At 70.7% G+C, this 24,336-nt stretch carries 26 protein-coding genes; 14 read left to right on the top strand and 12 right to left on the bottom strand.

What is annotated here, in order from left to right; all coding sequences use genetic code 11:
* Nucleotides 1-58: 58 nt before the first annotated feature.
* Nucleotides 59-223, bottom strand: a complete 165-nt coding sequence (locus G401_RS56395) for a hypothetical protein (protein ID WP_157546696.1) — start codon at nt 221-223, stop codon at nt 59-61.
* Between the two features lie 43 nt (nt 224-266).
* Here G401_RS56395 and G401_RS0134815 point away from each other — a divergent pair, with 43 nt between their 5' ends.
* Nucleotides 267-1,442, top strand: coding sequence for a GNAT family N-acetyltransferase (locus tag G401_RS0134815; RefSeq protein WP_034594020.1), 1,176 nt, complete (start codon nt 267-269; stop codon nt 1,440-1,442).
* A gap of 189 nt (nt 1,443-1,631) precedes the next feature.
* Here G401_RS0134815 and G401_RS0134810 read toward each other — a convergent pair whose 3' ends face one another.
* Entirely contained in the window at nt 1,632-2,276 is a 645-nt protein-coding gene (locus tag G401_RS0134810) for a TetR/AcrR family transcriptional regulator (protein WP_027346135.1), read from the bottom strand.
* A 47-nt stretch (nt 2,277-2,323) separates the two neighbouring features.
* Here G401_RS0134810 and G401_RS0134805 point away from each other — a divergent pair, with 47 nt between their 5' ends.
* Nucleotides 2,324-3,151, top strand: coding sequence for an ATP-binding cassette domain-containing protein (locus tag G401_RS0134805; RefSeq protein WP_027346134.1), 828 nt, complete (start codon nt 2,324-2,326; stop codon nt 3,149-3,151).
* Nucleotides 3,148-3,888 carry an ABC transporter permease gene (locus G401_RS50450; protein ID WP_034594019.1) on the top strand — a complete coding sequence of 247 codons (741 nt, stop codon included), beginning with the start codon at nt 3,148-3,150 and terminating at the stop codon, nt 3,886-3,888. Before G401_RS0134805 ends, G401_RS50450 begins: the two co-directional genes overlap by 4 nt.
* A gap of 588 nt (nt 3,889-4,476) precedes the next feature.
* Here G401_RS50450 and G401_RS0134795 read toward each other — a convergent pair.
* On the bottom strand, nt 4,477-5,028 hold the full coding sequence (locus G401_RS0134795; protein WP_245601973.1) for a cupin domain-containing protein: 552 nt from the start codon (nt 5,026-5,028) through the stop codon (nt 4,477-4,479).
* A 116-nt stretch (nt 5,029-5,144) separates the two neighbouring features.
* Between G401_RS0134795 and G401_RS56390 the strand changes: the two genes are divergently transcribed.
* A complete protein-coding gene (locus G401_RS56390) occupies nt 5,145-5,723 on the top strand; it encodes a TetR/AcrR family transcriptional regulator (RefSeq protein WP_034594035.1) in 579 nt (192 codons plus the stop codon).
* Between the two features lie 83 nt (nt 5,724-5,806).
* Here G401_RS56390 and G401_RS0134785 read toward each other — a convergent pair whose 3' ends face one another.
* The 3 genes from G401_RS0134785 to G401_RS0134775 all read right to left on the bottom strand — a co-directional run bounded on the left by G401_RS0134785 (nt 5,807) and on the right by G401_RS0134775 (nt 7,418).
* Nucleotides 5,807-6,268: an Hsp20/alpha crystallin family protein gene (locus G401_RS0134785; protein ID WP_027346131.1), complete on the bottom strand. Its 462-nt coding sequence runs from the start codon at nt 6,266-6,268 to the stop codon at nt 5,807-5,809.
* Nucleotides 6,269-6,374: 106 nt separating this feature from the next.
* The gene (locus G401_RS0134780; RefSeq protein ID WP_027346130.1) at nt 6,375-6,842 is read right to left on the bottom strand and encodes a hypothetical protein; all 468 of its coding nucleotides are present in this window, start codon (nt 6,840-6,842) and stop codon (nt 6,375-6,377) included.
* Between the two features lie 87 nt (nt 6,843-6,929).
* Nucleotides 6,930-7,418, bottom strand: coding sequence for a methylated-DNA--[protein]-cysteine S-methyltransferase (locus G401_RS0134775; protein WP_027346129.1), 489 nt, complete (start codon nt 7,416-7,418; stop codon nt 6,930-6,932).
* A 153-nt stretch (nt 7,419-7,571) separates the two neighbouring features.
* Between G401_RS0134775 and G401_RS0134770 the strand changes: the two genes are divergently transcribed.
* The 3 genes from G401_RS0134770 to G401_RS0134760 are packed head-to-tail and all read left to right on the top strand — an operon-like array spanning nt 7,572 to nt 9,207.
* Nucleotides 7,572-8,444 carry an MEDS domain-containing protein gene (locus tag G401_RS0134770; RefSeq protein ID WP_084557955.1) on the top strand — a complete coding sequence of 291 codons (873 nt, stop codon included), beginning with the start codon at nt 7,572-7,574 and terminating at the stop codon, nt 8,442-8,444.
* Nucleotides 8,434-8,847 carry an ATP-binding protein gene (locus tag G401_RS0134765; protein ID WP_027346127.1) on the top strand — a complete coding sequence of 138 codons (414 nt, stop codon included), beginning with the start codon at nt 8,434-8,436 and terminating at the stop codon, nt 8,845-8,847. Before G401_RS0134770 ends, G401_RS0134765 begins: the two co-directional genes overlap by 11 nt.
* Nucleotides 8,848-8,871: 24 nt before the next feature.
* Entirely contained in the window at nt 8,872-9,207 is a 336-nt protein-coding gene (locus tag G401_RS0134760) for a DUF4180 domain-containing protein (protein ID WP_027346126.1), read from the top strand.
* Here the strand turns inward: G401_RS0134760 and G401_RS50445 are convergent.
* Entirely contained in the window at nt 9,153-10,355 is a 1,203-nt protein-coding gene (locus tag G401_RS50445; RefSeq protein ID WP_034594018.1) for an FAD-dependent monooxygenase, read from the bottom strand. The two genes, G401_RS0134760 and G401_RS50445, sit on opposite strands and share 55 nt — an antisense overlap.
* 112 nt (nt 10,356-10,467) lie before the next feature.
* On the opposite strand from G401_RS50445, the gene G401_RS0134750 reads away from it, so the two are divergent.
* From G401_RS0134750 to G401_RS0134730, 5 genes are all read left to right on the top strand, one after another.
* A complete protein-coding gene (locus G401_RS0134750) occupies nt 10,468-11,181 on the top strand; it encodes a TetR/AcrR family transcriptional regulator (protein ID WP_027346125.1) in 714 nt (237 codons plus the stop codon).
* A gap of 43 nt (nt 11,182-11,224) precedes the next feature.
* Nucleotides 11,225-12,022 (top strand): molybdate ABC transporter substrate-binding protein, encoded by a 798-nt coding sequence (modA, locus tag G401_RS0134745; protein WP_027346124.1) that lies wholly within the window; start codon nt 11,225-11,227, stop codon nt 12,020-12,022.
* A gap of 4 nt (nt 12,023-12,026) precedes the next feature.
* Complete coding sequence (locus G401_RS0134740; RefSeq protein WP_027346123.1) at nt 12,027-12,830, top strand: ABC transporter permease; 804 nt, start codon at nt 12,027-12,029, stop codon at nt 12,828-12,830.
* Complete coding sequence (locus G401_RS0134735) at nt 12,827-13,879, top strand: ABC transporter ATP-binding protein (protein WP_034594017.1); 1,053 nt, start codon at nt 12,827-12,829, stop codon at nt 13,877-13,879. Before G401_RS0134740 ends, G401_RS0134735 begins: the two co-directional genes overlap by 4 nt.
* A 1,158-nt stretch (nt 13,880-15,037) precedes the next feature.
* Nucleotides 15,038-15,301, top strand: a complete 264-nt coding sequence (locus tag G401_RS0134730; protein WP_027346121.1) for a hypothetical protein — start codon at nt 15,038-15,040, stop codon at nt 15,299-15,301.
* A gap of 147 nt (nt 15,302-15,448) precedes the next feature.
* Here G401_RS0134730 and G401_RS0134725 read toward each other — a convergent pair whose 3' ends face one another.
* From G401_RS0134725 to G401_RS0134710, 4 genes are all read right to left on the bottom strand, one after another.
* Nucleotides 15,449-16,804: a hypothetical protein gene (locus tag G401_RS0134725; RefSeq protein WP_027346120.1), complete on the bottom strand. Its 1,356-nt coding sequence runs from the start codon at nt 16,802-16,804 to the stop codon at nt 15,449-15,451.
* Nucleotides 16,801-17,313 (bottom strand): SigE family RNA polymerase sigma factor, encoded by a 513-nt coding sequence (locus tag G401_RS50440; protein ID WP_034594015.1) that lies wholly within the window; start codon nt 17,311-17,313, stop codon nt 16,801-16,803. The genes G401_RS0134725 and G401_RS50440 overlap by 4 nt, the downstream gene beginning before the upstream one ends.
* A gap of 96 nt (nt 17,314-17,409) precedes the next feature.
* Entirely contained in the window at nt 17,410-17,865 is a 456-nt protein-coding gene (locus G401_RS0134715) for a GyrI-like domain-containing protein (RefSeq protein WP_051367605.1), read from the bottom strand.
* 176 nt (nt 17,866-18,041) lie between these two features.
* Entirely contained in the window at nt 18,042-18,593 is a 552-nt protein-coding gene (locus G401_RS0134710; protein ID WP_157546694.1) for a hypothetical protein, read from the bottom strand.
* Nucleotides 18,594-18,639: 46 nt separating this feature from the next.
* Between G401_RS0134710 and G401_RS0134705 the strand changes: the two genes are divergently transcribed.
* Nucleotides 18,640-19,617, top strand: a complete 978-nt coding sequence (locus G401_RS0134705) for an aldo/keto reductase (RefSeq protein WP_027346117.1) — start codon at nt 18,640-18,642, stop codon at nt 19,615-19,617.
* 165 nt (nt 19,618-19,782) lie between these two features.
* Here the strand turns inward: G401_RS0134705 and G401_RS0134700 are convergent, their stop codons facing one another.
* On the bottom strand, nt 19,783-20,907 hold the full coding sequence (locus G401_RS0134700; protein ID WP_034594013.1) for a magnesium and cobalt transport protein CorA: 1,125 nt from the start codon (nt 20,905-20,907) through the stop codon (nt 19,783-19,785).
* Between the two features lie 277 nt (nt 20,908-21,184).
* On the opposite strand from G401_RS0134700, the gene G401_RS0134695 reads away from it, so the two are divergent.
* A complete protein-coding gene (locus G401_RS0134695; protein WP_027346115.1) occupies nt 21,185-24,286 on the top strand; it encodes a S8 family peptidase in 3,102 nt (1,033 codons plus the stop codon).
* The last annotated feature ends 50 nt before the right edge of the window (nt 24,287-24,336 follow it).

The following is a 24,336-nucleotide window of genomic DNA, read 5'->3' as shown; positions in this document are numbered from 1 at the left end:
GCCCTGTCGCGGGTGATCGTTTACCACTATTACGGCAGACCAGGGCGGATCCTCGTGATCAAATACCGTCTATCCGGCGGGGAAGCGCTCTCCTGCCGAAATGGCGGTATTTGATCAAGGCGATCGCCATCGCGGTGCCGTCATGACGGTAAACGATCACCCGCAACCGGGCGGCCGACCCGAGCCGCCGGCTGCCGAGCCCCGAGACGGGGCCGACGATCATGCGACGCGGGTGGTGGGCCTGGGCGGAAAGTAGGCTGCGAGACATGTTCGAGGTACGCGAGCTCACCACCGAGGATGCCGCCGACGCTTACCGCCTGGGGAGTGTCGCCTTCGGCTACCACGACCGGCCGATTCCGGAGTCGTTCCCGGACCGCCCGGGGCGTACGACATTCGGGGTCTTCGAGGGCACACGGCTGGTGGCGAAGGCCGTCGACCTGGAGCGCGGGCAGTGGTTCGGCGGGCGGGTGGTGCCCACGGCCGCCGTGGCCGGGGTCGCCGTGACGCCGGAGGTCCGGGCGAAGGGCCTGGCCCGGATGGTGCTGACGGAACTGCTGCGGCGTGCCCGCGAGCGCGGCGCGGCGATCAGCACGCTCTTCCCGACCACGCCGTTCCCTTACCGAGCGCTGGGCTGGGAGGAGGTCGGCGCGCTGACCTACCTCGCGATCCCGACCGCCGCGCTCGCCGCGAACCGCGACGGCGGCCCGCTCGCTCGCCTGCGGCCCGCGACCGAGGCCGATCTGCCCGCGATCGAGCGCCTCTACCGTGACGTCGCCCGCGCGAGCACCGGCATGATGGAACGCTCCGGCCCGGACTTCGCCGTCGCTGACGTTCTCACCGGCTTCGACGGAGTCACCGTCGCCGAAGATCAAGATCAGGTCATCGGGTACGCGACCTGGGACCGCAGCTCCGGTTACGACACCAGTTCGCGGGTGAAGGCGTACGACGTGATCGGGGAGCGGCCCGAGGCGACCAGGGCGCTGATGGGGATGCTGGCCGGGTGGCAGAGCGTCGCGCCGACGACGGTGTTGCGGCTGACCAGCCCCGATCCGGCGTTCCTCGGGTTGGCCTCGTCCAGCATGTCGGTGGATCAGCGCAAGCCGTGGATGCTGCGGCTGGTCGACGCCGCCCGGGCGGTCGAGGCCCGGGGCTGGCCGTCCGTTGTGGAGGGTGAGGTCGACCTGGACGTCGCCGACGAAGTCTGCCCGTGGCACGCCGGTCCGCAGCGGCTGATCCTGTCCGGTGGGGAGGGCCGGCTGGAGCCCGGCGGCACCGGCACGGTCCGGATCACGTCGCGCGGTCTCGCCCTCTGGTACGCGGGCGCGGCCACCCCGGCGGTCCTGCGGCGGGCCGGGCATCTCGAAGGTGCCGACGCGAAGACCGGGGAACTGCTGGCCGTCGCGACCGCGGGCCCGGCACCGGCACTACACGACTATTTCTGAGCGCTCTTTCCGAGCACCATTTCCGAACACGGAGATCGGGAGAGAGCTGACCCCGGGCGGTACCGCGACGCCCGGGGCAGCTCTGCCATGAACCTATGAGGATGCCAGTCAAAAGTCCATAGAAGACTGCAAGATTTAGACTGAAGCATGCCGGACACTTGCGATCTTCCTCCGGCGGGCCGGCCGGTTCTATGAACGCGGCCGCTGACCGCCCCAGCGCGCCTGGAGAAGCACGAACAGGTCGTCGAGGTCCGCCTCGAACTCCGCGTCCCAGTCCGGTACGCGGTCCAGCACCTCGGCCAGCGCCCGGTGGGCGGGCACCTCGTCCGGGCCGAACTGCGCCCGTTGCGCGCGGGGGTTCACCCGTCCGGCCGCGAATCGGCCGTTGACCTCGGATGTCGCGTACCCGAGAACGAAGGTGGAGATCAGGCGCTCGACGCGGGGCACCTCGGCGTCCGGGACACCGAGTTCGCTGAGCGCGCCGTAGAGCGCGTCGACCACCCGGACGGCGTCCGGGGTCACCGACGGCCGGGCGAGCAGCAGTGCGTACGCGCTGGGGTGGCGCTGCGCGAGCGCGCGGGACGCCCGGCCGAGCGCCTTGAGCCGCTCCGCGGGCGGGCCTTCGGTGGCCGCGGCCGGCAGCAGTTCGGCGAGCAACCGGTCGACGAGCCCGTCGAGCAGGCCGTCCTTGTCCCCCACGTGCGGATACAGGGCCATCGGCGTGACGCCGAGCCGCTGGGCGAGCGCGCGCATGGTGACGGCGGTCAATCCGCGCTCGTCGGCGAGGGCGAGGGCGGCGTCGAGGATGGCGGTCTTGCGGTCGGCCGAAGTCACCTCTACAGTGTAGATCTATACAGCGTAGATCACAAAGGAAGGCACCCATGCTGGAGGCACACGACCTGGTCAAGCGGTACGCCGACCGCACGGCCCTGGACGGCTTCACGCTCACGATCGCGCCGGCCGAGATCTGCGGGCTGATCGGGCACAACGGCGCGGGCAAGACGACGTTCGTCGAGATCGTCACCGGTCTCGTCCGGGCCGACGCGGGCACGGTCACGATCGCCGGCCTGCCCCCGGAGCGGGCCCGGCACCTGACCGGGGTCGGCCCGCAGGAGCAGGCGCTCTACCTGTCGGCGAGCGTCCGGCAGAACCTGCGGCTCTTCGGCGGCCTGGCCGGGCTCGGCGGGCGGGCGCTGCGTACGGCCATCGACGAGACGGCCACCGCCCTGCGGCTGACCGAGGTGCTCGACCGGCCCGTCGGCCTGCTGTCGGGCGGGCAGCGACGGCGTACGCAGGCCGCGACCGCGCTGCTGCACCGGCCCCGGCTGCTCCTGCTCGACGAGCCGACCGTGGGCGCCGACCCGGAGACCCGGGCGGCCCTGCTCGACCTCATCAAACAGGTCGCCGGCACCGGAACGGCGGTCTGCTACACCACGCACTACCTGCCGGAACTCGTCGATCTCGGAGCCAGCCTGGCCCTCTGCGCGGCCGGTCGCGTCATCGCCCGCGGCCGCCAGGACGAACTGCTCGCCGACCTGCCCGGCCACCTCGACGTGACCCACGCGGACGGGCGTACCGAGCACGTGACCGCGGCCGATCCGGCGGCGGAACTGGCCCGGCTGCTGGCCGACGGCGTACGCCCGGCCTCGGTCGACATCCGGCCGGCCACCCTCGACGACCTCTACCACAGCCTGGCGGTGACCCGATGAACCGTTCGACCGTCCTCATGCGACACAACTTCGCCCTCCTGCGGGCCGAGCCCGGTCCGGTGATCAGCCGGATCGTCATGCCGCTCGTCCTGATCACAGCGCTGCGCCCGCTCTACACCGCCGCGCTCGGCCCCGACGGCACCCCGCAGGCCGTCACCGGCCTGCTCGTCCTCTTCTCGATGCTCGGCCTGTCGATCATCGGTGGCGGCATCCTCACCGAACGCTCCTGGCACACCCTCGACCGGCTCCGCGCCACCCCCGCACGACCGTCGCAGATCCTGCTGGGCAAGGCCGTCCCGCTCGGCGCCGTGCTCCTCGCGCAGCAGGCCGCGATCGTCGCGTACGCGATCCTGGCGTTGAACCTGCACGTGCGGCGACCGGACCTCCTGGCGGTCGCCGGGGTGAGCTGGGCGGTGACGCTGCTCTGCGCCGGCGCCGCCCTGGCCACCCTGGTACGCAGCCAGGGCGAGCTGAGCGCGGTGACCGACCTCGGCGGCATGTTCTTCACCGTCCTCGGTGGAGCAATGGTCCCGCTCGCCCTACTGCCGGGGTGGTTGCGCGGCGTCGCCCCAGCATCGCCCGGCTACTGGGCACTGCACGGCCTGCGCGCCGCACTGGACGGCGATCCGGTCGCGACGCTCCGCTCGGCCGGCGTGCTGCTCGCGCTGGCGGCGGGGTTCGGGGCGCTCGCGGCCTGGCGCATGTCGCGCGGCTGGACCCGCTCCCGCCTCCTCTGACCATCCCGCGGAGGTGACGGGTTTCTACATCCCAGCTGCCGTGGATCACGCCCGAGCCGCTCCGCTGCCGCCGGTCGTCCGCGATGCGGGAAAGATCTTCCGGCAGCTGGACGACGGTCGCCGTTTTCTTGATCGTTTACGGGTGAGGTGTCGTTTCGGCCCACACCGCATGATCATTTACGGTTCTGGGGTGCATATACGGCCACTGGTGACACCTGGCGCGTAAATGATCATGCAGTGGGGACCGGAAATCACACCTCACCCGTAAACGATCACGGCGTAAGTGATCGCGTCTCATGAGCCGGATGATCATTCCCTCATCGCGGGCGGCAGGCGGCGGTGGCGCGAATCGCGCGTGATCCACAGCGGCTGGGATGCAAAAACCCGCCTAGGCCCAAGAGCGAAAGCGCCTCGGATGCGGAAAACGTGCCCAGGCTGCACGTCCGCCGCAATCGATCTAGGCCGGGAGTGCGAAATGACATCCCAGCCGTTCTCGATCACCAGTCGGCGAGCGACCGAGGCGGCTCCCGGTACGACCGAGCGATCTTGCCCGCCGCGACGGATCCCCCGCGTGCGGCCGGAGAGGCTTCAGTCCGCCAGCGTCTCCGCCCAGAGGGGGGATTCGACGTAGTGGTTGTCGAACCAGCCCTCGGTCCCCTTCAGGTCGTCGAGCGTCGCGTGCCCCCGGTGGATGTCGTCGAGCATCCGGAAGTAGTCGAACCGCGGCGAGCCCGGCAGGAACGCGAAGAACACGTCCGCGTCCACGTCCACGGCCGGCGCGAACGCGTGCGGCATGAACGGCGGTACGAGCAGGAAGTCTCCCGTGCGCAGGGTCAGGACCTCGTCGCCCAGCAGGACGCGCAGCGTACCGCCGAGGACGTAGAACAGTTCGTCGGACCGCTCGTGATAGTGCGGCGGAGCACCGGTGGAGCCCTTGCGCAGCAGCGATCGGTTCGCGGTGACGACCCCGCCCGTGGTGGCGGTCTCGGCGAGCAGTGTGATCACGCTCGTCGGGTCGCCGTCGAGGACCTCCGCTTCGCGGGCCCGGACCAGGATGCCGCCGCGGGGCTGCCCGGCCCGGACGGCCGATGCCGGATCGGCTGCCCGCGCGGCCTCGGCGGTGTGGAGTTCGAACATCATGGCTCCCCAGATTCGAGACGAGACGGCTTGTCTCGCCAACGGAGATCAGCGTGCAGCAGAGATCATGGGGATGTCAAGACGAGACGGTCCGTTTCGTCTGGCGTATAGTGCACGGCGTGACGCCACCACCGGATCCCCATCGCCGCAACGAGCAGTCGCGCCAGGCGATCGTGCAGGCCGCCGTCGAGCTGTGCGGCGAGGTCGGCTTCGACAAGACGACCGTCGAGGCGATCGCCGCCCGGGCCGGAGTCGGCAAGCAGACCATCTACCGCTGGTGGCCGTCCAAGGCCGCGGTGCTGCTCGAATTCATGAAGGACCTGCGGTCCAGCCGGGCGGATTTCCCGGACACCGGCGACCTCCGGACGGATCTGCGTACGCAGAACGCCGCCCTGGTGAACCTCTTCGGTTCCCGGGGCGGCGTCGTGTGGCGGGGGCTGATCGCGGCCGCGCAGTCGGACCCGGTCGCGGCGGCCGGCGTACGCGAGGTCATCGACGAGGCGGTCGCGGACTGCTCGGCGCGGCTGGCCAAAGCCGTCAACGCCGGACAGCTGCGCGCCGACGTCGATCTCGAACTCGTCGTCGAGCTCGTGTACGGGCCGTTGTACCACGCCTACCTGCTGCGGCCGGATCGCATAGCGGGCTGGCGGCCGGAGGAGGCGCTCGACGCGCTCTTCTCCGGCCTCCAGCCCCGCTGATCAGGCCCGGCAGCCCCGCTGATCAGGCCCGGCAGCCCCGCTGATCAGGCCCGGCCGAACGGATCAGGCACTCCCCGGAGGGATCAGGCCTCGATCTCCGGCGTGGTGTCGACGGTGGACGTGACCGCGATGCGCTGGGCGTCGGTGCCCGCGTACGCGCCCGCCACCCGGACCGACAGCACGCCGGCGTCGTAGGAGGCGCTCAGCGCGTCGGCCTTGACGTGCGGCGGCAGGCCGAACGAGCGCCGGAACGCGCCGTAGCGGACCTCGCGCAGGGTGCGGCCCTCGGGCTCCGGGTCACGGCGTTCGCCGCGGACGACCAGGCGGCCGCGGTCGAGCTCGACGACGACGTCCTTCTCGGTGTCGACACCCGGCAGCTCCAGGCGGACGACGGCGTCGTCGCCGTCGCGGACGATCTCGGCGGCCGGCGTGAAGCCGGGCCGCACACCCGCGTTCGTCCGCGCGTCCGGCCCGAAGGTACGCCGCACGATGGCGTCGAACTCGGCGAAGGGATCACGGCGGGTCCACAGGGAAACGTTGCTCATCGGGTACTCCTTGGTGGCGTGTGGCGACGTCTGGTACTGGCCACAACTTGAGTCGGGTCGACTCAATTCCATCAAGAGTGGCCTGGTGAGCCACTTCACAGGAGCCCTAGAACAGGGGCGGCAGCGGCGACCCGGCCGGGCCGGGCGGCTGCTTGGCGATCAGCGCCCACAGCTCGGGCGCCTCGACGGCCGCCGCGGCGACGACCGGGTCGGTCGTGACCAGCAGGGCGAGATGGCGTACGGCGTGCGTGGCGACCGCGGCGACGTCGACCGTCGCGGGGCTCGGCATCAGCGGGCTGGCCGAGACCACCATCGCGTCCGACGGGACGGGCAGCACGTCGCGCGGCCACGGATCGGGCAGGGCGGCGTAGGTGAGGACGATGCGGTCGGCGGCGTACCGCCAGGACGTCGAATGCAGCAGGGCACCGGGGGTGCACAGGGTCAGGCCGGAAAGGTCGATCGCCAGGTCGTCCGGGTGCACGCCCGGCGGCCGGTCGGCGGCGGCCGCCCGGTAGCGGAGCAGGCCGTCGGCCTCGGAGAACAGCAGGACCTCGACCGCGGAGGGGTACGACACGAGAGCAAGTGTGCTGTTCTTGCCACTAAGTTGCAACAAGCCACGCGCTCCCGGCTCACCGCCCGCCTGACCTGGCTCGCGACGACCTCAGACCGCCGCCTCCAGCGCGAGCAGCTGCTCCTTGCGCTCGACGCCGCCGGCGAAGCCGGTCAGGCCGCCGTCCGCGCCGAGCACCCGGTGGCACGGGCGCAGGATCATCAGCGGGTTGCGCCCGATCGCCGAGGCCACCGCCCGCACCGACGTACGCGGATACCCCGCCCGCTCGGCCAGTTCGCCGTAGGTGACCGTCTCCCCGTACGCGAGGGTGTCCAACGCCTTCCAGACGCTCTGCTGGAACGGGGTGCCGCTGTCGGCGTACTCGAAACGGAATTCGCGGACCTCGCCCGCGAGATAGCCGGACAGCTGCGCGGTGATCTCGGCGAAGGCGGCGTCGTCGCGCTGCCACGCGGCCTCGAGCACGACGGGCTTGCGCTGCCCGGGGAAGGACAGTGAGCGCAGGGCGGTCCCGCGCGGGGTGCGCTCCCCCACGATCTGGATCTCGCCGAGCGGAGTCTCGAAAATGGTGTAGACCGTCATGTGAACCAATCTAGAGCTGCTCGGGGCCGAGGTCTGGCGGGAATCGGCCGTGACGGCGGCCGGGATTGAGCAGCCCCGCACGCGGGTAATGCCGGTGTCATTCCCGCCTGGGCGTTACGGTGATGCTCGCGTGCTGGGTGCTGGGGAGGCTCGATGAGTGGTGCGTCGTCGGTGGAGCAGCTGAGGCCGGGCGATCACGCCTGCCTGACCTTCTCCGACCCCGAGGAACGGCTCGACATCGTCGCGGCGTTCGTCCGTGACGGCCTGCGGGCCGGCGAGAAGGTGATCTGCCTGACCGAGGCGGTCGCCGAGACCGTCCTGAGCGAGGAGCTGACCCGGCGCGGCCTCGGCGTCTCCGCGGCCACGAGCTCCGGCCGGCTGCAGGTGGCCGGGTGCGGCCCCTTCTTCGTTCCACAAGGGACATTCGACGCCAAGCGTACGATCCGCTCGCTCCAGGACGAGATCGTCCAGGCCCGCCGCGAGGGCTTCCAGGGTCTGCGGGTCACCAGCGACATGTGCTGGGCGCTGCGCCCGGTCAGCGGGCTGGCCGACCTCATGGCCTACGAATCGCAGTTCACGAGCATGCTGGCGGCCGAGAACGCCACCGCCGTGTGCCAGTACGACCGGCAGTGCTTCGACACCGTCACCATCGCCACCGCGGTCGAGGCCCACGGGCTCACCGTCGCGGCCGTGACCTACCACGACGACGCGCTGCTGCGGATCTGCCGGCAGTACGTGCCGCCCGGCGTACGCGTCGCGGGCGAGATCGACTACCGGGCCGTCGAGCCGCTGTCGCGGTCCCTCAGCGAAGCGCTCGCCCTCGACGACCACATCGACGTCAACCTGACCCAGCTGCGCTTCCTCGACGGGGCCGCGGCCGGCGTGCTGATCCAGGCGGCGCTCGGCCTCACCGGCGCCCAGCGCATGACGATCCGCTGCCAGCCCATGGCCTGCCACGTCCTCGACGCGCTCGGAGTCCGGCAGATCGGCGGTGTGACGATGGTGGCGGTCGACGATGGCCGGTAACCCGGGCCTGCCGGTCGACTCCCGGCTCCTGCTCGACCTGCCGTTCACCGAGCGGGAGCTGGTGAGCGTACGCGAGTCCGTCGCCGCCCACGCCAGTCAGGCCGGACTGCCCGGCGACCGGGTCGACGTGGTGGTCCTCGTCGCGTACGAACTGGCCACCAACGCCGTACGCCACGGCGGCGGCCAGGGCCGCATCCGGCTCTGGCAGACGGACGGCACCCTGGTGTGCGAGGTGACCGACGACGGACCCGGGCTGCCGGCCGGCTTCGGCATCCCGGTACGCCCCGAACCCGGCGCCCCCGGCGGCCGGGGACTCTGGCTCGTGCACAGCTTCGCCGAGGAGCTGACGGCGGCACCCGGCGAGACCGGCGGAGCGAGACTGACCGCCCGCATCCGCCGGTGACCGCGCTCTAGTACGGTCGGGTCCGTGGAGACTCTCTGGCTCGACCCCGCCGGTCCGAAGATCGATTCCGAGACGGCCGCCACCGATCTCATCGGCGATGCCTTCGGCGCCGAGGCCGAGCTCGTCGTGATCCCCGTCGAGCGGCTGACCGAGGACTTCTTCACCCTGCGTACCCGGCTGGCCGGCGAGATCGCCCAGAAATTCGTGAACTACCGGCTGCGCCTGGCGATCGTCGGCGACATCTCCGCGTACGAGGCGCGGTCGGAGGCGTTGCGGGACTTCGTCCGCGAGTCCAACCGCGGCCGTCACCTCTGGTTCGTGCCGACCGCCGAGGCGCTGTCCGAGCGGCTGAACGGGTAGTCCGGCAGGTCGATGTTGTTGGTCCGGCTCTCACCGGCCTTCATCATCCACCGCATCATCGCCGGGATGCTCAAAGTCTTGTCCCGCAACGTGATCCCGAGCCGGCTACCCGGTGCGAAGAACCTGCCCGTCGTGTCGCCGCCCTTCTGGCAGCGCTCGGCGTACGGGCGCAGCAGCTCCTCGTAGTGCGCGAACGCCACCCGGTGGTCGCCGTCCGCCGCCCGCAGCTCGTGGGCGAGGACGTAGGCGCCCACCACCGCGGTGCCCGTGCCCATCCCGCCGAGCGTCGCGCCGTAGCCCGCGTCGCCCACCAGCGCCACCCGCCCGGCCGACCACCGCGGCAGGTCCACCCGGTTGATCGAGTCGAAGAACAGGTCCGTCGCCGTCTCCAGGCCCGCGAGCAGGCGGCCCGTCTCCCAACCCATGCCGGCGTACGCGTCGCGGAGGATCCGTTTCTGCTGCCCGGGATCACGGCGGTCATAGGTCAGTTCGGGCGACCGGAACACGAAGAAGGCCGCGGCGTTCCCCTCCCCGATGCCGACTCCCGCCATCCGGCCGGGTTCGGTGTAGAGCAGTGAGCGCCGCTCCCCGCCCCACACGTCGGGCACGTCCCAGCCGGCCACGTAGGCACCGAGGTGGCGTACGTAGGCGGACTCGGGGCCGAAGGCGAGCCGGCGGACTCCCGAGTGGACGCCGTCGGCCCCGATGACCAGGTCGAACCGGTCGTGCCGGCCGGACGCGAAGGCGACGCGTACGCCCTCGTCGTCCTGCTCGATGCCGGTGAGATGGTCGCCGTAGACGTAGCGCGCGCCGAGGGCCTCGCCGTGGCGGCGCAGGACGGCCGACAGATCCGCCCGGGTGACCTCGAGGTCGCCGCCCGCGAAGTCGGCCGGCAGCGCCAGCGTCGGCCGGCCGGCCCGGTCGACGAACGTCATCGGGTGCCCGGCGGTCCGCACGGCCCGGAGATCGTCGAGAACGCCCATCCGGCCGAGCACGGCCATGTGCGTCGAGCCGCGGAAGTCGACGGCGTACCCGCCCTCGCGCGGCCTGCCCGCGATCTCCACGACGGTCGGCTGGTACCCGAACCGCGCCAGCCAGTACGCCAGCGCGGGCCCTCCGATGCTCGCCCCCGAAACGAGTACGCGCATGGTCCTCCCCTTTCGATCGAAACTGCGCCTTCGATAAAACTGTGTCCCTCGGACACGGTTACTACTGTGTACCATAGACGCAGTTTTGGCGGAGGCGCAAGCGGAGGTCGGCGTGACGGAAATCCTGTGGGGCGGCAAGCAGCCCCCGGCCCGGGGCCCGAAACCGGCGCTGACCCTGGCCGCGATCGCCACCGCCGGGATCGCGATCGCCGACGCCGACGGGCTCGGCGCCGTCACGATGCAGCGGGTCGCGGCCGACCTCGGCTACACGAAGATGTCGCTCTACCGGTACGTGCCCGGCAAGAACGAACTGGTCGCGCTCATGGTCGACCTCGGCATGGGCGGCCCGCCGGACCTGTCCGCGCTGCCCGGCTGGCGGGCCCGCCTCGAAGCGTGGTCGCTGGCCCTGCTCCCGCTGTTCCAGGCCCATCCGTGGACGCTGGAGGCGACGGTCGGCGTACGCGCGATCGGCCCGAACGAGCTCGGCTGGATGGAGGCCGGGGTGGCCGCCCTCGACGGCTGCGGCCTTTCCGGGGCGGAGCGGATGGACGCGATGGTCGTCCTCGTCGGCCACGTACGCCAGATCGCGCAGCAGACCGCGCAGCTGGGCAGCGCCGACGGGCCGGAGAACGCGTTCGCCCAGGCGCTCGGGCTGGTGCTGCGCGAGCACGCCGACCGGTTCCCGGCGGTGGCGGCCGCGCTGACCGACCCGGCCGGGGCGGACCACCGCGACCAGGCGCTCGACTTCGGCCTGCGCACCATCCTCGACGGCATCGGCCTGCTCATCGAGCGCCGGCAGATCATCGCCTCGCAGACGCAAGCCTGACGGGCACTTCTGGTTCGAAAATGCGACCGGTAGGGTCGGCGGCATGAGAAGACGCCCCTTCGGTACCGCCCTCGCCGGCCTGGCCGCGGCAATGACGCTCGCGCTGGCCGCCTGCGGTGGCTCGGACACCCCGGCCGCCTCGTCGAGCAGCGCCGGCTCCGGCGTGACGGGCACCGTGAACGTGTCGGCGGCCGCCTCCCTGACCGAGTCGTTCAACCAGATCGGCAAGGACTTCGAGGCCGCGTACCCCGGCACGAAGGTCGTGTTCAACTACGGCGGCAGCTCGACCCTGGCCGCGCAGATCAACCAGGGCGCCCCCGCCGACGTGTTCGCGGCGGCCAGCCCGGCCACCATGAAGACCGTCACCGACGCGGGCAACGGCACCGGTACGCCGGCCACGTTCGTCAAGAACCAGCTCGTCATCGCGGTGCCGAAGGGCAACCCGAAGGGCGTCACCAGCCTTGGCGACCTCGTGAAACCGGGCGTGAAGGTGGCGCTCTGCGCGGTCGAGGTGCCCTGCGGCGCGGCGGCGAAGAAGGCGCTCGACGCGGCGAACGTCAAGCTCACCCCGGTCACCCAGGAGACCGACGTCAAGGCCGCGCTGTCCAAGGTGAAGCTCGGCGAGGTCGACGCCGCCCTGGTCTACCGGACGGATGTGAAGGCCGCGAGCGCGGACGTCGACGGCGTCGAGTTCCCCGAATCGGCCGGCGCCGTCAACGCGTACCCGATCGTCGTGCTCAAGAACGCGCCCAACGCGACGGCGGCGCAGGCGTTCCTCGCGTACGTGCTGTCGGACAAGGCGAAAGCGGTTCTGCTGGCGGCCGGATTCCAGGCACCATAAGAGAATGCGAACGCAACGGCGGGGCACGGGCTCCCGGGCCCCGCTCGTCCTCGTCCTGCCGGCCGCGCTCGGCCTGCTGTTCCTCGTGCTGCCGCTGGCCGGGCTGCTGCTACGCGTACCGTGGACGGACCTGCCCAGCCGGTTGACCGAGCCGTCCGTGCTCGCCGCCCTGCGCCTGTCCCTGCTGACCGCGACCGCGGCGACGGCGGTGTGCGCGGCTCTCGGCGTACCCCTGGCCTGGCTCCTGGCGAGGGTGGAGTTCCGCGGCCGCAAGCTGGTACGCGCGCTGGTGACGGTGCCCCTGGTCCTGCCGCCGGTGGTCGGCGGCGTGGCGCTGCTGCTGGTGTTCGGGCGGCGCGGGCTGATCGGCGAATGGCTGGACCGGGCGTTCGGGATCACGCTGCCGTTCACGACGGCGGGCGTGATCGTCGCGGAGGCCTTCGTGGCCATGCCGTTCCTCGTCATCGCGGTGGAAGGAGCGCTGCGCGGCGCCGACACCCGGTACGAGGAGGCGGCCGCGACCCTCGGCGCCTCGCGCTGGACGACGTTTCGCCGGGTGACGCTGCCGCTGGTCGCGCCGGGCGTCGCGGCCGGCGCGGTCCTGTGCTGGGCGCGGGCTCTCGGCGAGTTCGGCGCGACGATCACCTTCGCCGGCAACTTCCCGGGGCGGACGCAGACGATGCCGCTCGCGGTCTACCTGGCGTTGGAGAACGACCTGGACGCCGCCCTCGTGCTCAGCCTGATCCTGCTCGTCGTGTCGGTCGTCATCCTCACCAGCCTGCGCGACCGCTGGATCGCGACGCCATGACCCACCTCGACACCCGCATCGTCGCCACGCGCGGCACCTTCACCGTCGACATCGCCTTCACCGCCGAGGCCGGCGAGGTCGTGGCGCTGCTCGGCCCCAACGGCGCCGGGAAGACGACGGCACTGCGCGCTCTCGCGGGCCTGCTCCCCCTGGGGGAAGGCCGGATCAGCATCGCGGGCACCACTGTGGACGAACCGTCGACGCGGACGTGGACGCCGCCCGAACGCCGCCGCGTCGGCGTCGTGTTCCAGGACTACCTGCTGTTCCCGCATCTGAGCGCCCGCGAGAACGTGGCCTTCGGACCCCGCAGCCGGGGCGCGTCCCGCTCGGCCGCCCGCGAACAGGCCGACCGCTGGCTGGACCGCGTCGGACTGGCCTCCTACTCCCAGCACCGGCCGCGGCAGCTGTCCGGCGGGCAGGCCCAGCGGGTGGCGCTGGCCCGGGCCCTCGCGACCGAGCCGGACCTGCTGCTGCTGGACGAACCGCTGGCCGCGCTGGACGCGCGTACGCGGCTGGAGACACGGTCGCGGCTGCACAAGGACCTCGTCGGGTACGCCGGCACGACCCTGCTCGTCACGCACGACCCGATCGACGCGCTGGTCCTCGCCGACCGCCTGATCGTCATCGAGGAGGGCCGCATCGTTCAATCCGGTGACGCCGAGGCGATCACGGCCCGGCCGCGTACCGACTACGTGGCCCGGCTCGTCGGGTTGAACCTCTATCGCGGCATGTCGTCAGGCCTGTCGGTGGCAGTGGACGGCTTCGAGTTCGCGGTCGCCGAACCCGTCTCGGGCGAGGCGTTCGTGGCCTTTCCGCCGTCCGCCGTCGCCATCTTCGTGACCCGGCCCGACGGCAGCCCCCGCAACACCTGGCCGGCGACGGTCAGCGGCATCCAGCGCCACGGCGACAACCTCCGGGTCCAGCTGGACGGGCCGGTCAAGGCAGCCGCGGACATCACGCCGGCAGCGGCGGCCGCCCTCAGACTCGAGGCCGGCCAGGCGGTCTGGGCCGCCGTCAAAGCCACCGAAACCCGCACCTACCCCACCTGACCCACCCTCGCTCCCGCGCTCCCACTCCCCCGCCCCGCCCGCCGGCCCCGCCGGCCCCGTCCCGCCCGCTCCAAGATCCCGCTTGGATCAGGGAAAACACCCGAATCTTGGGCCATGATTACGTGGCGATCCCTGATCCAAACGGGATCTTGGGGGCTGGGTCGGGGCTTGGGCGGCGGGATCGTCGTAGTCCAGGTTTGGGCGTCGGCCTCTCATGTCGCCGGCACGACCGTCTTGATCAAGTACCGCTATCTCGGCACTGCGACGCCGATTCCCTTGATCAAATACCGTCATTACGGCGAGAGAACGCTTCCTTGCCGGATAGCCGGTATTCGATCAAGGCTATCCGCCGTGGACTGCCGTAATAGCGGCAACCGATCACCCCGCGACGGACCGCTCGACAGGAGCGTTCGGCCACGACGGGAAAGCATGATCAAGTTCCTGAATCCTGCAGAAAGCGGACCGATTCTGCAGCTCCAGGAAACTTGATCACGCCCTGGAGATCTATTACTACAGAATCCGGGCACTGGATCGAGGTCCAGGACGATCCGAAGACATACGGCGGGAAAGGTGAAGATCGTTAGAATCAAGATTTTTGTCCCGGGTTCGTCGATCTCACCTCCGCCCCTCACGCGGGAGACCGTTCCGCCCCTATCGCTGCGCTCCGGGGACTCCACTGCCAGCACAGTGGGGCGACGCATCATCCACCGCGGTTCGGTCACCGATCTGGGGAGCCGGCCCGGAAACTACATCCCGGCCGCGACGATCACCGGCAGCGGGAACCGGATACGCGCGGACCGGCCTTGATCATGTAAGCCGTATATGTCAAAAGCCGTCCGCTGCGACATATATGCGCTACACGATCACGGGTAGACGATCTACTTCGACATATACATGCGACACGATCAAGGCCAGTGTGACGGTCGGCCGACTGGTCTGGAGAACCGCCGGGCATAGGTGGACTGAGCGGTCATCGCGACCCACACAAGCGACCGGAGCGGCCCCAAGTCCTCCCATGATCGCGTACAAGCCCCCCAACGCGGCGCGGCGCAGGGCGGGAGGGGCTACGGCGATGGATGCTCGCCCCACTCAGCTGGCAGGGCTACCCCCGTCACGTTCTGTGACGGGGGTAGCCCGGTCTCCCGCGGCGACCAGTGGATGCAGCGGCTGTTCGGGCTGATGGCGTACAACGGGCCGATCCCCAACCTGTCCGGCACGTACGACCTGTCGAACGTGATCAAGGCGGTCGTCTACATCGATCTCGACTTCCGCTACGGCTGGGACGGGGTCGACGACGGCAGCTTCGACTTCCAGCCCGACACGACGTGGTTCGTCGACGGCCGGATCACCCGCTACACCAACGCGAAGACCACGTTCTGCAAAGGGCTCGCGGCCAGAGGGTTCGCCGCCCGCTGCGCGTAACGCGCGCTGCGCCCCGCCCCCGGCGCAAGGCTCGCATGATCCCGTTTGGATCAGGGAAACCACCGTAATCACGGGCCATGATTCGGGTGAAATCCCTGATCCAAACGGGATCTAGAGCGGGGTCTGAGCGGCCTGGTGGGGCGAGCCTCAGCGGGTCGACCAGAGGTTGCCGCCGAACCCCGGGAAATCGGGCGGGACCCGGCTCGTGCGGAGCTCCTTGCCGGCCGCGTCGAGTGCCGTGTATGTCGCGGAGGACGCCTGGTCGACCGAGGCCAGCAGGGCCGAGCCCGTCACCGGTTGAGAGGTCACCACACCGGCCGCGGTGACCACACGCAGCGTGGCCGTGCCGTCGGGCACGATCACGAGCACGTCGTGGTCGGCCAGATCGCGCAGGGGTGCCACGACCAGGCTGTCGCGCCGGGAGGGATCGTCGACGGTCACGAAGCCGGGGCCGCCGCCGCCGACGTTCGCGTCCGGCTCGAACACGGCGGCGCCGTTCCAGCCGCCGCCCACCATCGGCGCCGCCACCACGACAAGCTTGCCGGGGCCGTAGCGGGGCCACGTCATCCGGCCACCCCAGACCAGCTTCGCCGGCCCGCTGTAGATGTATCCGGCGGACTCGAAATTGATCAACGCCAGCTCGGCATCGGTGCGGGACACCTGACCCCGGACGTTGTGCAGCTGCGCGGTCAGGTCGGCCGCCGAGTGCGGCGGGACGCTGAACCGGGGGGCCGGCATCGCGTCCTGGACCACGCTGCCACAGACCACCCGGTACCACTCGGCTGGTACCGACTGCGGCGTACGGGCGAGGTATGAGCCGGTGGGCTCCGGCTTCCAGTCCTTCACCGCGGGCCACGCCGCCGTCTGGAACCGGCACGACGCAGGGGCGATCACGACGATGCCGCGGCGTCCGCCGTCGCCGTAGCTGCCCAGGCCCACATCGGCCGAGGTCATGGGCTGCAGGCTGTCGCTGTAGTCGGCCACCGTCCCGGCCAGTTGGGCAGGATCCGCTCCCCGGGCGGCCTTGAAGGTCGCGCTCGCGTACGGCCAGCCGTAGTGCGGCGTGCGCATGTCGAGCGCCACGATCGCCACCCGGAAATCGCCGACATCGTCGACGAAGAGCACGTCGACGGCGCGTACGTCGAACTCAGGAAGGTAGGTCTTCGCCTTGATCTTGTCCATGATCTGGGCCGACAGGGCACGGACATACGTCTGGTCCTGCGCGACACCGCCGCGCGCCGGCGAGGTCGCGAGCCGCGCCGACCAGGTCTTCACCGCGTCCCACGCGATGGGCGTCTCGGCGGGCTGGGGGGCCGCCGTGCGAGGCACTCCGACCGCCCAGGCGGCGGCCAGTGCGACGATCACCGTCAATCCTGCCAGCGTACGCCGTCGGCGTCGGACGAGTCGCTGCCTTACCCGCACCCGCCCGTACGCGTCGGGCAGCGGCCGCAGATCCTCGGCGAGCCGCCGCAACGCCGTACCGACCTCCTCGTCAACCGTCATGACCGGCTCCTTTCCAGCTCCGTACGCGCCGAGGTCGAGGGATCGAGCACCGCTCGCAACCGGGCCAGTCCCCGGGAGGCGTGGCTCTTGACATTGCCGACCGAGAATCCCAGCGCCCCGGCGACGTCCACTTCGGACATGTCGACGACGTAGCGCAGGACCACCACGGCACGCGTACGCGCGGGCAGCGAGCGCAGCGCGGCGTGCAGGGCGATCGACTGGGTGACCAGACCGGCGACGTCCTCGACCGGCCGGTCGGGCGGCATGGCGGTGACCAGTTCCCGCCGGCGCAGCCGCCGCCACAGGCTGATGTGCTGATTGACCATGATCTTCCGCACGTACGCCATCGGATCCTCGACCCGCGACCAGCCGCGGATGGCCCGGACCAGAGCCGACTGCAGAAGATCCTCGGCCTCGTAGGCCGACCCCGTGAGCAGGTACGCCACCCGTAACAGGTCGGCGTACCGCGCCTCGACGAATTCCCGGAATCCGTCGTCGTCCTCCGTCATACCCATCACGACCCGGGAGGCGGGTGGGAGGTTGCAGTGAATTTCGCAGGCGTCAGCCGAGAGGCATCGGGCACGAGCCGAGCGGGATGTCGCGCGTCAGCCGAGAAGGTAGGAGATCTCGGTTTCGAGGAGGGAGACGTCCTCCTGCCAGTGCCCGTAGATCTCCCAGCGCGGGCCGCGCGGCGCCAGCCCGACCGCCTCGCACCAGCGCAGGATCGCCCGATGAGTGGCGTCGATGTCCTCATAGGTGCCACGGTGCACGGCGGTCGCCACCCGGCCGGCCGGCAGCGACGAGCGCACGACCCGCCCGGTGACCGTGGCGGGCCGGTCGAGTTCGACGCCGACCTCCACGTGCGGTACGTCATCCCAGTAGACCATGACGTTACGGCCGGCGCGGCCGCCGTCGTCCCACGTCACGCTCGCGTGCACCTCGTCCAGCAGGGGACCCCAGACCTGGGGGAATTCCTTCCAGGTCGTCGTCGCGGCGAGCGTCGCGATGGGCCGGGCGGCCACCGTCCTGGTCGTGACCTCGGGGCGTGTCGGCGGTCGCATGGTCACCTCCCGAGCCGATCCTAACCGCCGGGGGCGGCGGGACCACCTCGATCGGGCGGGTACACGCTGCAACATCTGTTCGGCCACGCCGCTGATCCAGTGCCGCACGCGACCGAGGATACATGTCCACTGTGGAGAATTCTGCCCCTCCCGGGCCGAAGCGCCCCCGCGGCACCCTATTCCGTACGCAGCGCGCCGACGAGTGCCGACACCGCGTACGCGAGCAGCGCCACCCCGGTACCCACACCCGTGATCGTGCTCGGGGCGACGGCGGTGGTCAGCCCGACGATCAGCGCCACGACCGCGATCGCGGTGACGACGACGCCGAGCGGCACGAGCCCGCGGTCCTTCAGGACGGGCGCCAGCGGGATGAAGTGCACGCCGACGACCGCGCAGATCCAGACCGGGACGTAGGCGGGGTGCCCGGTCGCGCCGAGGATCGCGCCGCCGAGCCCCGCGAGGCCGAACTCGATGCCGACGATGATCCCGTACCGGCGGCCGGACTCCCGGTTGTTCGCGGCGGCGGTCGACGCGGGCGCCCGGAAGCCGACCACCGCGCCCGCGATCGCGGTGAGGATGGCGAGCACGCTGCCGACCGTCAGCCACGGGTCCAGCCACGCCGGCGGGGCCGCATGCCCCCAGCCGAACCAGGCCGACGCGAAGAATCCGAGGATCAGGGCGGTGATTCCGCCGTCGCGGCGCGAACGGCGTACGGGGGCGGTTTCCATGATCGGCAATGTACCCCGCGGCCGCAAAGGTCCTAGGCTGAGGATCATGCAGTACACGCGACTGGGCACCACCGGCATGACGGTCTCCCGGATCTGCCTCGGCATGATGAGCTTCGGCGACCAGGTCAAACGAGCCTGGACCCTCAACGAGGAACAGGCCGAACCCCTGGTACGCCAGGCGGTCGAGGCCGGCGTCACCTTCTTCGACACCGCCGACGTCTACTCCGACGGCGTGAGCGAGGAGATCACCGGACGGCTGCTCGACAAGCTGTTCGACCGCCGGGAGGACTACGTCCTGGCCACCAAGGTCTACTCCCCGATGGGCAGCGGCCCCAACGACCGCGGCCTGTCCCGCAAGCACATCCTCGACGGCATCGACGCGTCGCTGCGCCGGCTCGGCACCGACTACGTCGACCTCTACCAGATCCACCGCTGGGACGACCAGACGCCGATCGAGGAGACCATGCAGGCCCTCCACGACGTCGTCCGCGCCGGCAAGGCCCGCTACATCGGAGCCTCCAGCATGTACGCGTGGCAGTTCGCGAAGGCCCAGCACACCGCGGAACGCCACGGCCTGACGAAGTTCGTCTCCATGCAGAACCACTACAACCTCGCGTACCGGGAGGAGGAGCGGGAGATGAACCCGCTCTGCGCCGACCAGGGCGTCGGGCTGATCCCGTGGAGCCCGCTCGCCCGCGGCCTGCTCGCCGGCAACCGGGAGCGGGGCGGCCAGACCCTGACGGTACGCGCCGCCAACGACGCGTTCGCCGACACGCTCTACGACGACTCCGACTTCGACGTGGTCGACGCCGTCAGGGCGGTGGCCGATTCCCGCGGCGTACCGGCGGCGCAGGTGGCACTGGCCTGGCTGCTCGGCAAGCCGGTGGTCAGCGCGCCGATCGTCGGCGCCACCAAACCCGGCCATGTGTCGGACGCGATCGCCGCCGTCGACCTCCAGCTCACGCCCGAGGAGGTCGCCCAGCTGGAAGCGCCTTACCGCCCGCACACCGTCCGCGGCCACTGAACATCGAGGTTCCGAGCGCGACCGATCCGCGGTGCGGGATGCTCGCCCCACTGTGCCGGCAGCGCAGGCCCCGTCACGAAGTGGCGGGGCCGGAGCGGTCTCCCGCGGGAGGAGCGGAGGTGAGATCGACGGACCCGGGACAAACGACCTTAAAAGATCTTGATCTTATAGCCAGCCGGAGCGGCGGAAAAGGGTGTAGAGGCCGGCGCCGCCGGCGAGCATGATCACCCATACTCCCGCGTAGCTGTAGCGCCAGTGCAGCTCGGGCATGTTGTCGAAGTTCATGCCGTAGATTCCCGCGATCGCCGTCTGCATGGCCGCGATGGCCGCCCAGGCCGCGATCTTGCGCATGTCGTTGTTCTGGTCGATGCTCACCTGCGCCAGCCGCGATTGGAGGATCGAGTTGAGCAGGTCGTCGAGGCCGGCGACCCGGTCGGCGATGCGGGCGAGGTTGTCGTTGACGTCGCGGAAGTAGTTACGCAGTTCCTTGGGGAAGAGTTCCTTCTCCTCGCTGAGGAACGCGAGCGGCCGCTGCAGCGGCAGGACGGCCCGCTTGAACTCCATCAGCTCGCGCTTGAGCTGGTAGATCTGGGCGATGCCGGGGTTGGCGGCCTCGCGGCCGAAGACGCGCTCCTCGACCAGGTCCACGTCCGCTTCGATGAGGTTCGAGACGTCGAGGTACGTGTCGACGAGCCGGTCGCAGATCGCGTGCGCGACCGCCCACGGGCCGAGGGCCAGGCGTGACCGCTTCGCTTCGAGGGCCGCCCGGACGGGCTGGAGGGCGCCGGGGGCGCCGTGGCGAACGGTGATCACGAACTGCGGGCCGATGAACATCATGACCGCGCCGGTCTCGACGACCTCCGACGTCTCGGTGAAGTCGGCGTGCTCGACGTAACCGGTCGTGCGCAGGACGAAGAACGCGACGTCGCCGTAGCGCTCGATCTTGGCGCGGTGGTTGGCCGTGAGCGCGTCCTCCACGGCCAGCTCGTGCAGGCCGAAGACGCGGGCGACGTCGGCCATGGCGGCCTCGGTCGGTTCCAGCAGGCCGAGCCAGACGAACGCGGCGTCGGGATCGTGGGCCGCCGCGGTGATCTGGCGGACCTCCTCGTACGCCTGCGCGTAGCCGAGCCGGCGGTCCTCGCGCAGCCCGTTGCGGTAGACGGCGCAGTCGACGACCGAGGTGTCACTGCCGGGAGCCTCCGGCCCGGGGGCGGGATGCGAACCCCGGGGCAACCGGAGGTTCAGCGGGAGCCGCCAGCCGCGCCACCCCTGTGACCGTTCGAGTCCCACCCGCGTCACGGTACGGCATGCGCCCCGGACCGCAAACCTGGCTCGAATGACGATTCGTCGACATCTTCGCTTCACTACGACACAGGTTCGTAATAACGAACTTGTCGATCAATATTGCACCTTGAACTGTTGATAAACGCCATGAAGATCGCATCCATTATGGACTGTCAGTCAATGACAAGAAGTGAACTGGCCGAAAGGTTGAGTGCGGGCCGTCCTGACGGCGTGTAGACGTCATTCTCACGATCTTCCTCACGATCGAGTAGGGACTTCTGACATGACTCGTGCAAGACGCCTCGGCGCTCGCGGGCGGAGCAGCCTGGCGGGAGCCGCGGCACTCCTCGTCGCCCTCAGCGTCCTCGGCGACGGGGCCACCGCCTCGGCCGGTACCTCCGCCAACCTCGACGGCCGCTTCCGCGCCGCCCCACAGGGCGCCGCCATCACCCACAAGCCGCTCGGCCTCACCAACGCGCCGATGACCGTCGTCGTGCAGCTGGCCGGCGACCCCGTGACGGTCGCCGACGCCGACGCGGCCACGCCGCTGACCACCGCCCAGAAGACCTCCCGCCGCAACCAGCTCAAGGAGCTGCAGGCCCCCGCGGCGGACAGGATCCGGTCGCTCGGCGGGACGGTGCTCGGCAGCTACCAGTCCGCGTACAACGGGATCAAGGTCCGCATCGCCGGCAACAAGACCGGCGAGCTCCTCGACATCCCGAACGTCGTCGCCGTGCACAGGTCGCAGACGTTCACCCCGGACAACGTGCACGGCGTACCGGTGATCGGCGCGCCCGCGGTGTGGGACGGCCTCAACGGCTACCACGGCGAGGGCGTGAAGATCGCCGTCATCGACACCGGCATCGACTACACGCACGCGGACTTCGGCGGCCCCGGCACCACGGCGGCCTACGACGCGGCGCACGCCGTCGAGACCGCGCCGGCCGACCCGGCGCTCTTCGGCCCGAACGCGCCGAAGGTCAAGGGCGGCGTCGACCTCGTCGGCGACTCCTACAACGCCGACCCGGCCAGCGACGGCTACCAGCCCGTGCCGCACCCGGACGCCAACCCGCTCGACTGCAACGGCCACGGTACGCACGTCGCCGGCACCGCCACGGGCCTCGGCGTCCTCGCCGACGGGACCACGTACCGCGGGGCGTACGACGACAGCACGATCAGCTCGCACGACTGGCTCGTGGGACCGGGTGTCGCGCCCAAGGCCGACCTCTACTCCGTACGCGTCTTCGGCTGCGAGGGCTCGACGGACGTGGTCGTGGACGCGATCGAGTGGGCCGTCGACCACGACATGGATGTGATCAACATGTCCCTCGGCTCGCCGTGGGGCAGCGCGGACAGCCCGGACGCGGTGGCCGCCGACAACGCGGCCAAGGACGGCGTCATCGTGGTGACCTCGGCCGGCAACTCGGGCCCGTCGCCCTACATGGTCGGCTCGCCGAGCACCGCCTCGAACACGATCAGCGTGGCCGCGAGCGACCCGACCGCGGCGTACCCCGGAGCGGCCCTGGCGCTCAGCACCGGCACGGCGCTGACTGCGATCGACGCGAACGGCGCGGCGCTGCCGGCCGGCGCCCTGCCGGTCGTGGTGCTCAAGACCGGTGCGAACATCTCGCTCGGCTGCGACGTGAACGAGTACAAGGCGGCGAACGTCACCGGCAAGATCGTCGTCGTCCAGCGCGGCACCTGCGCCCGCGTCGCGCGGGCCGTCTTCGGCCAGCAGGCCGGCGCGGCCGCCGTCGTGATGGTGAACAACGCCGCCGAACTGCCGCCGTACGAGGGCCCGATCACCGGCAACCCCGACACGGGCGAGCAGTACGGCGTCAGCATCCCGCTGCTCGGCGTCAGCAAGAACGACGCGGCCGCGCTACTGGCCGCCGACGGCGGTTCGGTCACGCTGTCCGCGCAGACCATCCCCAACCCCGGCTACCTGGCCACCGCGAGCTTCAGCTCGGGCGGCGCGCGTACCGGCGACTCGGCCCTCAAGCCGGACGTCACCGCCCCCGGCGTGAGCATCTTCTCGGCGGGCGTCGGCACCGGCAACGGCTTCGTCGTCGAGTCCGGCACCTCCATGGCCGCCCCGCACACGACCGGCATGGCCGCCCTGGTACGCCAGGCGCACCCGAACTGGCGCAAGGTGGCGTACTGGAAGGCCGCGATCGTCAACACCGCGGACCCGGCGAAGGTCAACGGATACGAGACGCGGACCAACGGGGCGGGCCTGATCCAGGCGCCCGGCGCCACCCAGACGCAGGTCGTCGCCACGGGTGACAAGGGCACCGCGACGCTCAGCTACGGCTTCGCGGAACTCGACAAGGACTACACCGCGACGAAGACCATCACGCTGCGCAACTTCGACAGCAAGCCGGTCACCTTCACCGCGTCGACCACGCTGGACGCCGGCAGCCCGCACTCCGTGTCGCTGTCCAGCACCAAGGTCACCGTACCGGCCAAGGGCACCAAGGACGTGACCGTACGCCTGCGCGTACCGGCCGCGACCGCGGGCACCTCGGCGGCGTACAACGAGGTCGCCGGCCTGGTCACGTTCACGCCGGCCGCCGGCGCGAACCGGGGCGTCGCCCTGAAGGTGCCGTACTACCTGGTGCCCCAGACGATCTCGAAGGTCTCGACCAGCCTGGACGGCAAGCAGCTGGCCAAGACCGGCTCGGCCGTCGCGACCGTCACCAACAAGGGCGGCGCCACCTCCGGCCTGGCCGACTTCTACGCGCTCGGCCTGGTCGACCGCAAGGACAAGGGCCTGGGCGCCAACGACGTACGCGCGGTCGGCGTACAGGCCCTCCCGGGGGCGCTCGGCATCGCCATCAGCACCGAGAAGCGCTGGTCCAACCCGGCGGCCCACGAGTTCGACGTGTACATCGACGTCGACCGGGACGGCACCGACGACTACGACGTCGTCAGCACGGACTACGGCCTGATGACCGCCGGTGACCCCGACGGCCAGGCGGCCACGTTCGTCTTCAACATGCACACGGGCGCCGGCGCGGTCAAGTACCTCACCGACGCTCCGTTCGACGCCAGCACGATGGTGCTGCCCGTCGAGATCGCCCAGCTGTGCACGACCGGCGCACCCTGCCTGTCGGCGGCCAACCCGCGGTTCGCGTACCACGTCGAGTCGCTTGACCTGCTCGACAGCAGCCTGTCGGACGTCGTCGACGGCACGGCCACGTTCAACGCGTTCACCCCGTCGATCTCGACCGGCATGACCGACGTCGTCGCGCCCGGCGCCACGGCCCGCGAGACCGTGACGATCTCCTCCTCGGAGTGGGCGGCGACGCCGGCTCTCGGCGTACTCGTCATCAGCCACGACAACGCGGCGGCGGACGAGGCGCAGATCATCTCCGTCAAGTAGATCCGCCTTTCACCGGCCGGTGTCCCGATTGTCGGGGCACCGGCCGTTTT

This window comes from Hamadaea tsunoensis DSM 44101 (assembly GCF_000428945.1).
Taxonomy (GTDB): domain Bacteria; phylum Actinomycetota; class Actinomycetes; order Mycobacteriales; family Micromonosporaceae; genus Hamadaea; species Hamadaea tsunoensis.
The sequence above is the reverse complement of the archived record's forward strand: the minus strand, read 5'-3'. Positions and strand labels throughout refer to the sequence as shown.

What these genes read in the sequence shown, in the direction of transcription:
- G401_RS0134805 (WP_027346134.1), top strand. Translation starts at nt 2,324, where the DNA reads ATGCTGGAGGCACACGACCTGGTCAAGCGGTACGCCGACCGCACGGCC.
- G401_RS0134785 (WP_027346131.1), bottom strand. Translation starts at nt 6,268, where the DNA reads ATGAGCAACGTTTCCCTGTGGACCCGCCGTGATCCCTTCGCCGAGTTC.
- G401_RS0134710 (WP_157546694.1), bottom strand. Translation starts at nt 18,593, where the DNA reads ATGGAAACCGCCCCCGTACGCCGTTCGCGCCGCGACGGCGGAATCACC.
- G401_RS0134815 (WP_034594020.1), top strand. Translation starts at nt 267, where the DNA reads ATGTTCGAGGTACGCGAGCTCACCACCGAGGATGCCGCCGACGCTTAC.
- modA (WP_027346124.1), top strand. Translation starts at nt 11,225, where the DNA reads ATGAGAAGACGCCCCTTCGGTACCGCCCTCGCCGGCCTGGCCGCGGCA.
- G401_RS0134735 (WP_034594017.1), top strand. Translation starts at nt 12,827, where the DNA reads ATGACCCACCTCGACACCCGCATCGTCGCCACGCGCGGCACCTTCACC.
- G401_RS50445 (WP_034594018.1), bottom strand. Translation starts at nt 10,355, where the DNA reads ATGCGCGTACTCGTTTCGGGGGCGAGCATCGGAGGGCCCGCGCTGGCG.
- G401_RS50440 (WP_034594015.1), bottom strand. Translation starts at nt 17,313, where the DNA reads ATGACGGAGGACGACGACGGATTCCGGGAATTCGTCGAGGCGCGGTAC.
- G401_RS0134715 (WP_051367605.1), bottom strand. Translation starts at nt 17,865, where the DNA reads ATGCGACCGCCGACACGCCCCGAGGTCACGACCAGGACGGTGGCCGCC.
- G401_RS0134725 (WP_027346120.1), bottom strand. Translation starts at nt 16,804, where the DNA reads ATGACGGTTGACGAGGAGGTCGGTACGGCGTTGCGGCGGCTCGCCGAG.
- G401_RS0134775 (WP_027346129.1), bottom strand. Translation starts at nt 7,418, where the DNA reads ATGACGGTCTACACCATTTTCGAGACTCCGCTCGGCGAGATCCAGATC.
- G401_RS50450 (WP_034594019.1), top strand. Translation starts at nt 3,148, where the DNA reads ATGAACCGTTCGACCGTCCTCATGCGACACAACTTCGCCCTCCTGCGG.
- G401_RS0134695 (WP_027346115.1), top strand. Translation starts at nt 21,185, where the DNA reads ATGACTCGTGCAAGACGCCTCGGCGCTCGCGGGCGGAGCAGCCTGGCG.
- G401_RS0134795 (WP_245601973.1), bottom strand. Translation starts at nt 5,028, where the DNA reads ATGATGTTCGAACTCCACACCGCCGAGGCCGCGCGGGCAGCCGATCCG.
- G401_RS0134765 (WP_027346127.1), top strand. Translation starts at nt 8,434, where the DNA reads ATGGCCGGTAACCCGGGCCTGCCGGTCGACTCCCGGCTCCTGCTCGAC.
- G401_RS56395 (WP_157546696.1), bottom strand. Translation starts at nt 223, where the DNA reads ATGATCGTCGGCCCCGTCTCGGGGCTCGGCAGCCGGCGGCTCGGGTCG.
- G401_RS0134705 (WP_027346117.1), top strand. Translation starts at nt 18,640, where the DNA reads ATGCAGTACACGCGACTGGGCACCACCGGCATGACGGTCTCCCGGATC.
- G401_RS0134730 (WP_027346121.1), top strand. Translation starts at nt 15,038, where the DNA reads ATGCAGCGGCTGTTCGGGCTGATGGCGTACAACGGGCCGATCCCCAAC.
- G401_RS0134740 (WP_027346123.1), top strand. Translation starts at nt 12,027, where the DNA reads ATGCGAACGCAACGGCGGGGCACGGGCTCCCGGGCCCCGCTCGTCCTC.
- G401_RS0134770 (WP_084557955.1), top strand. Translation starts at nt 7,572, where the DNA reads ATGAGTGGTGCGTCGTCGGTGGAGCAGCTGAGGCCGGGCGATCACGCC.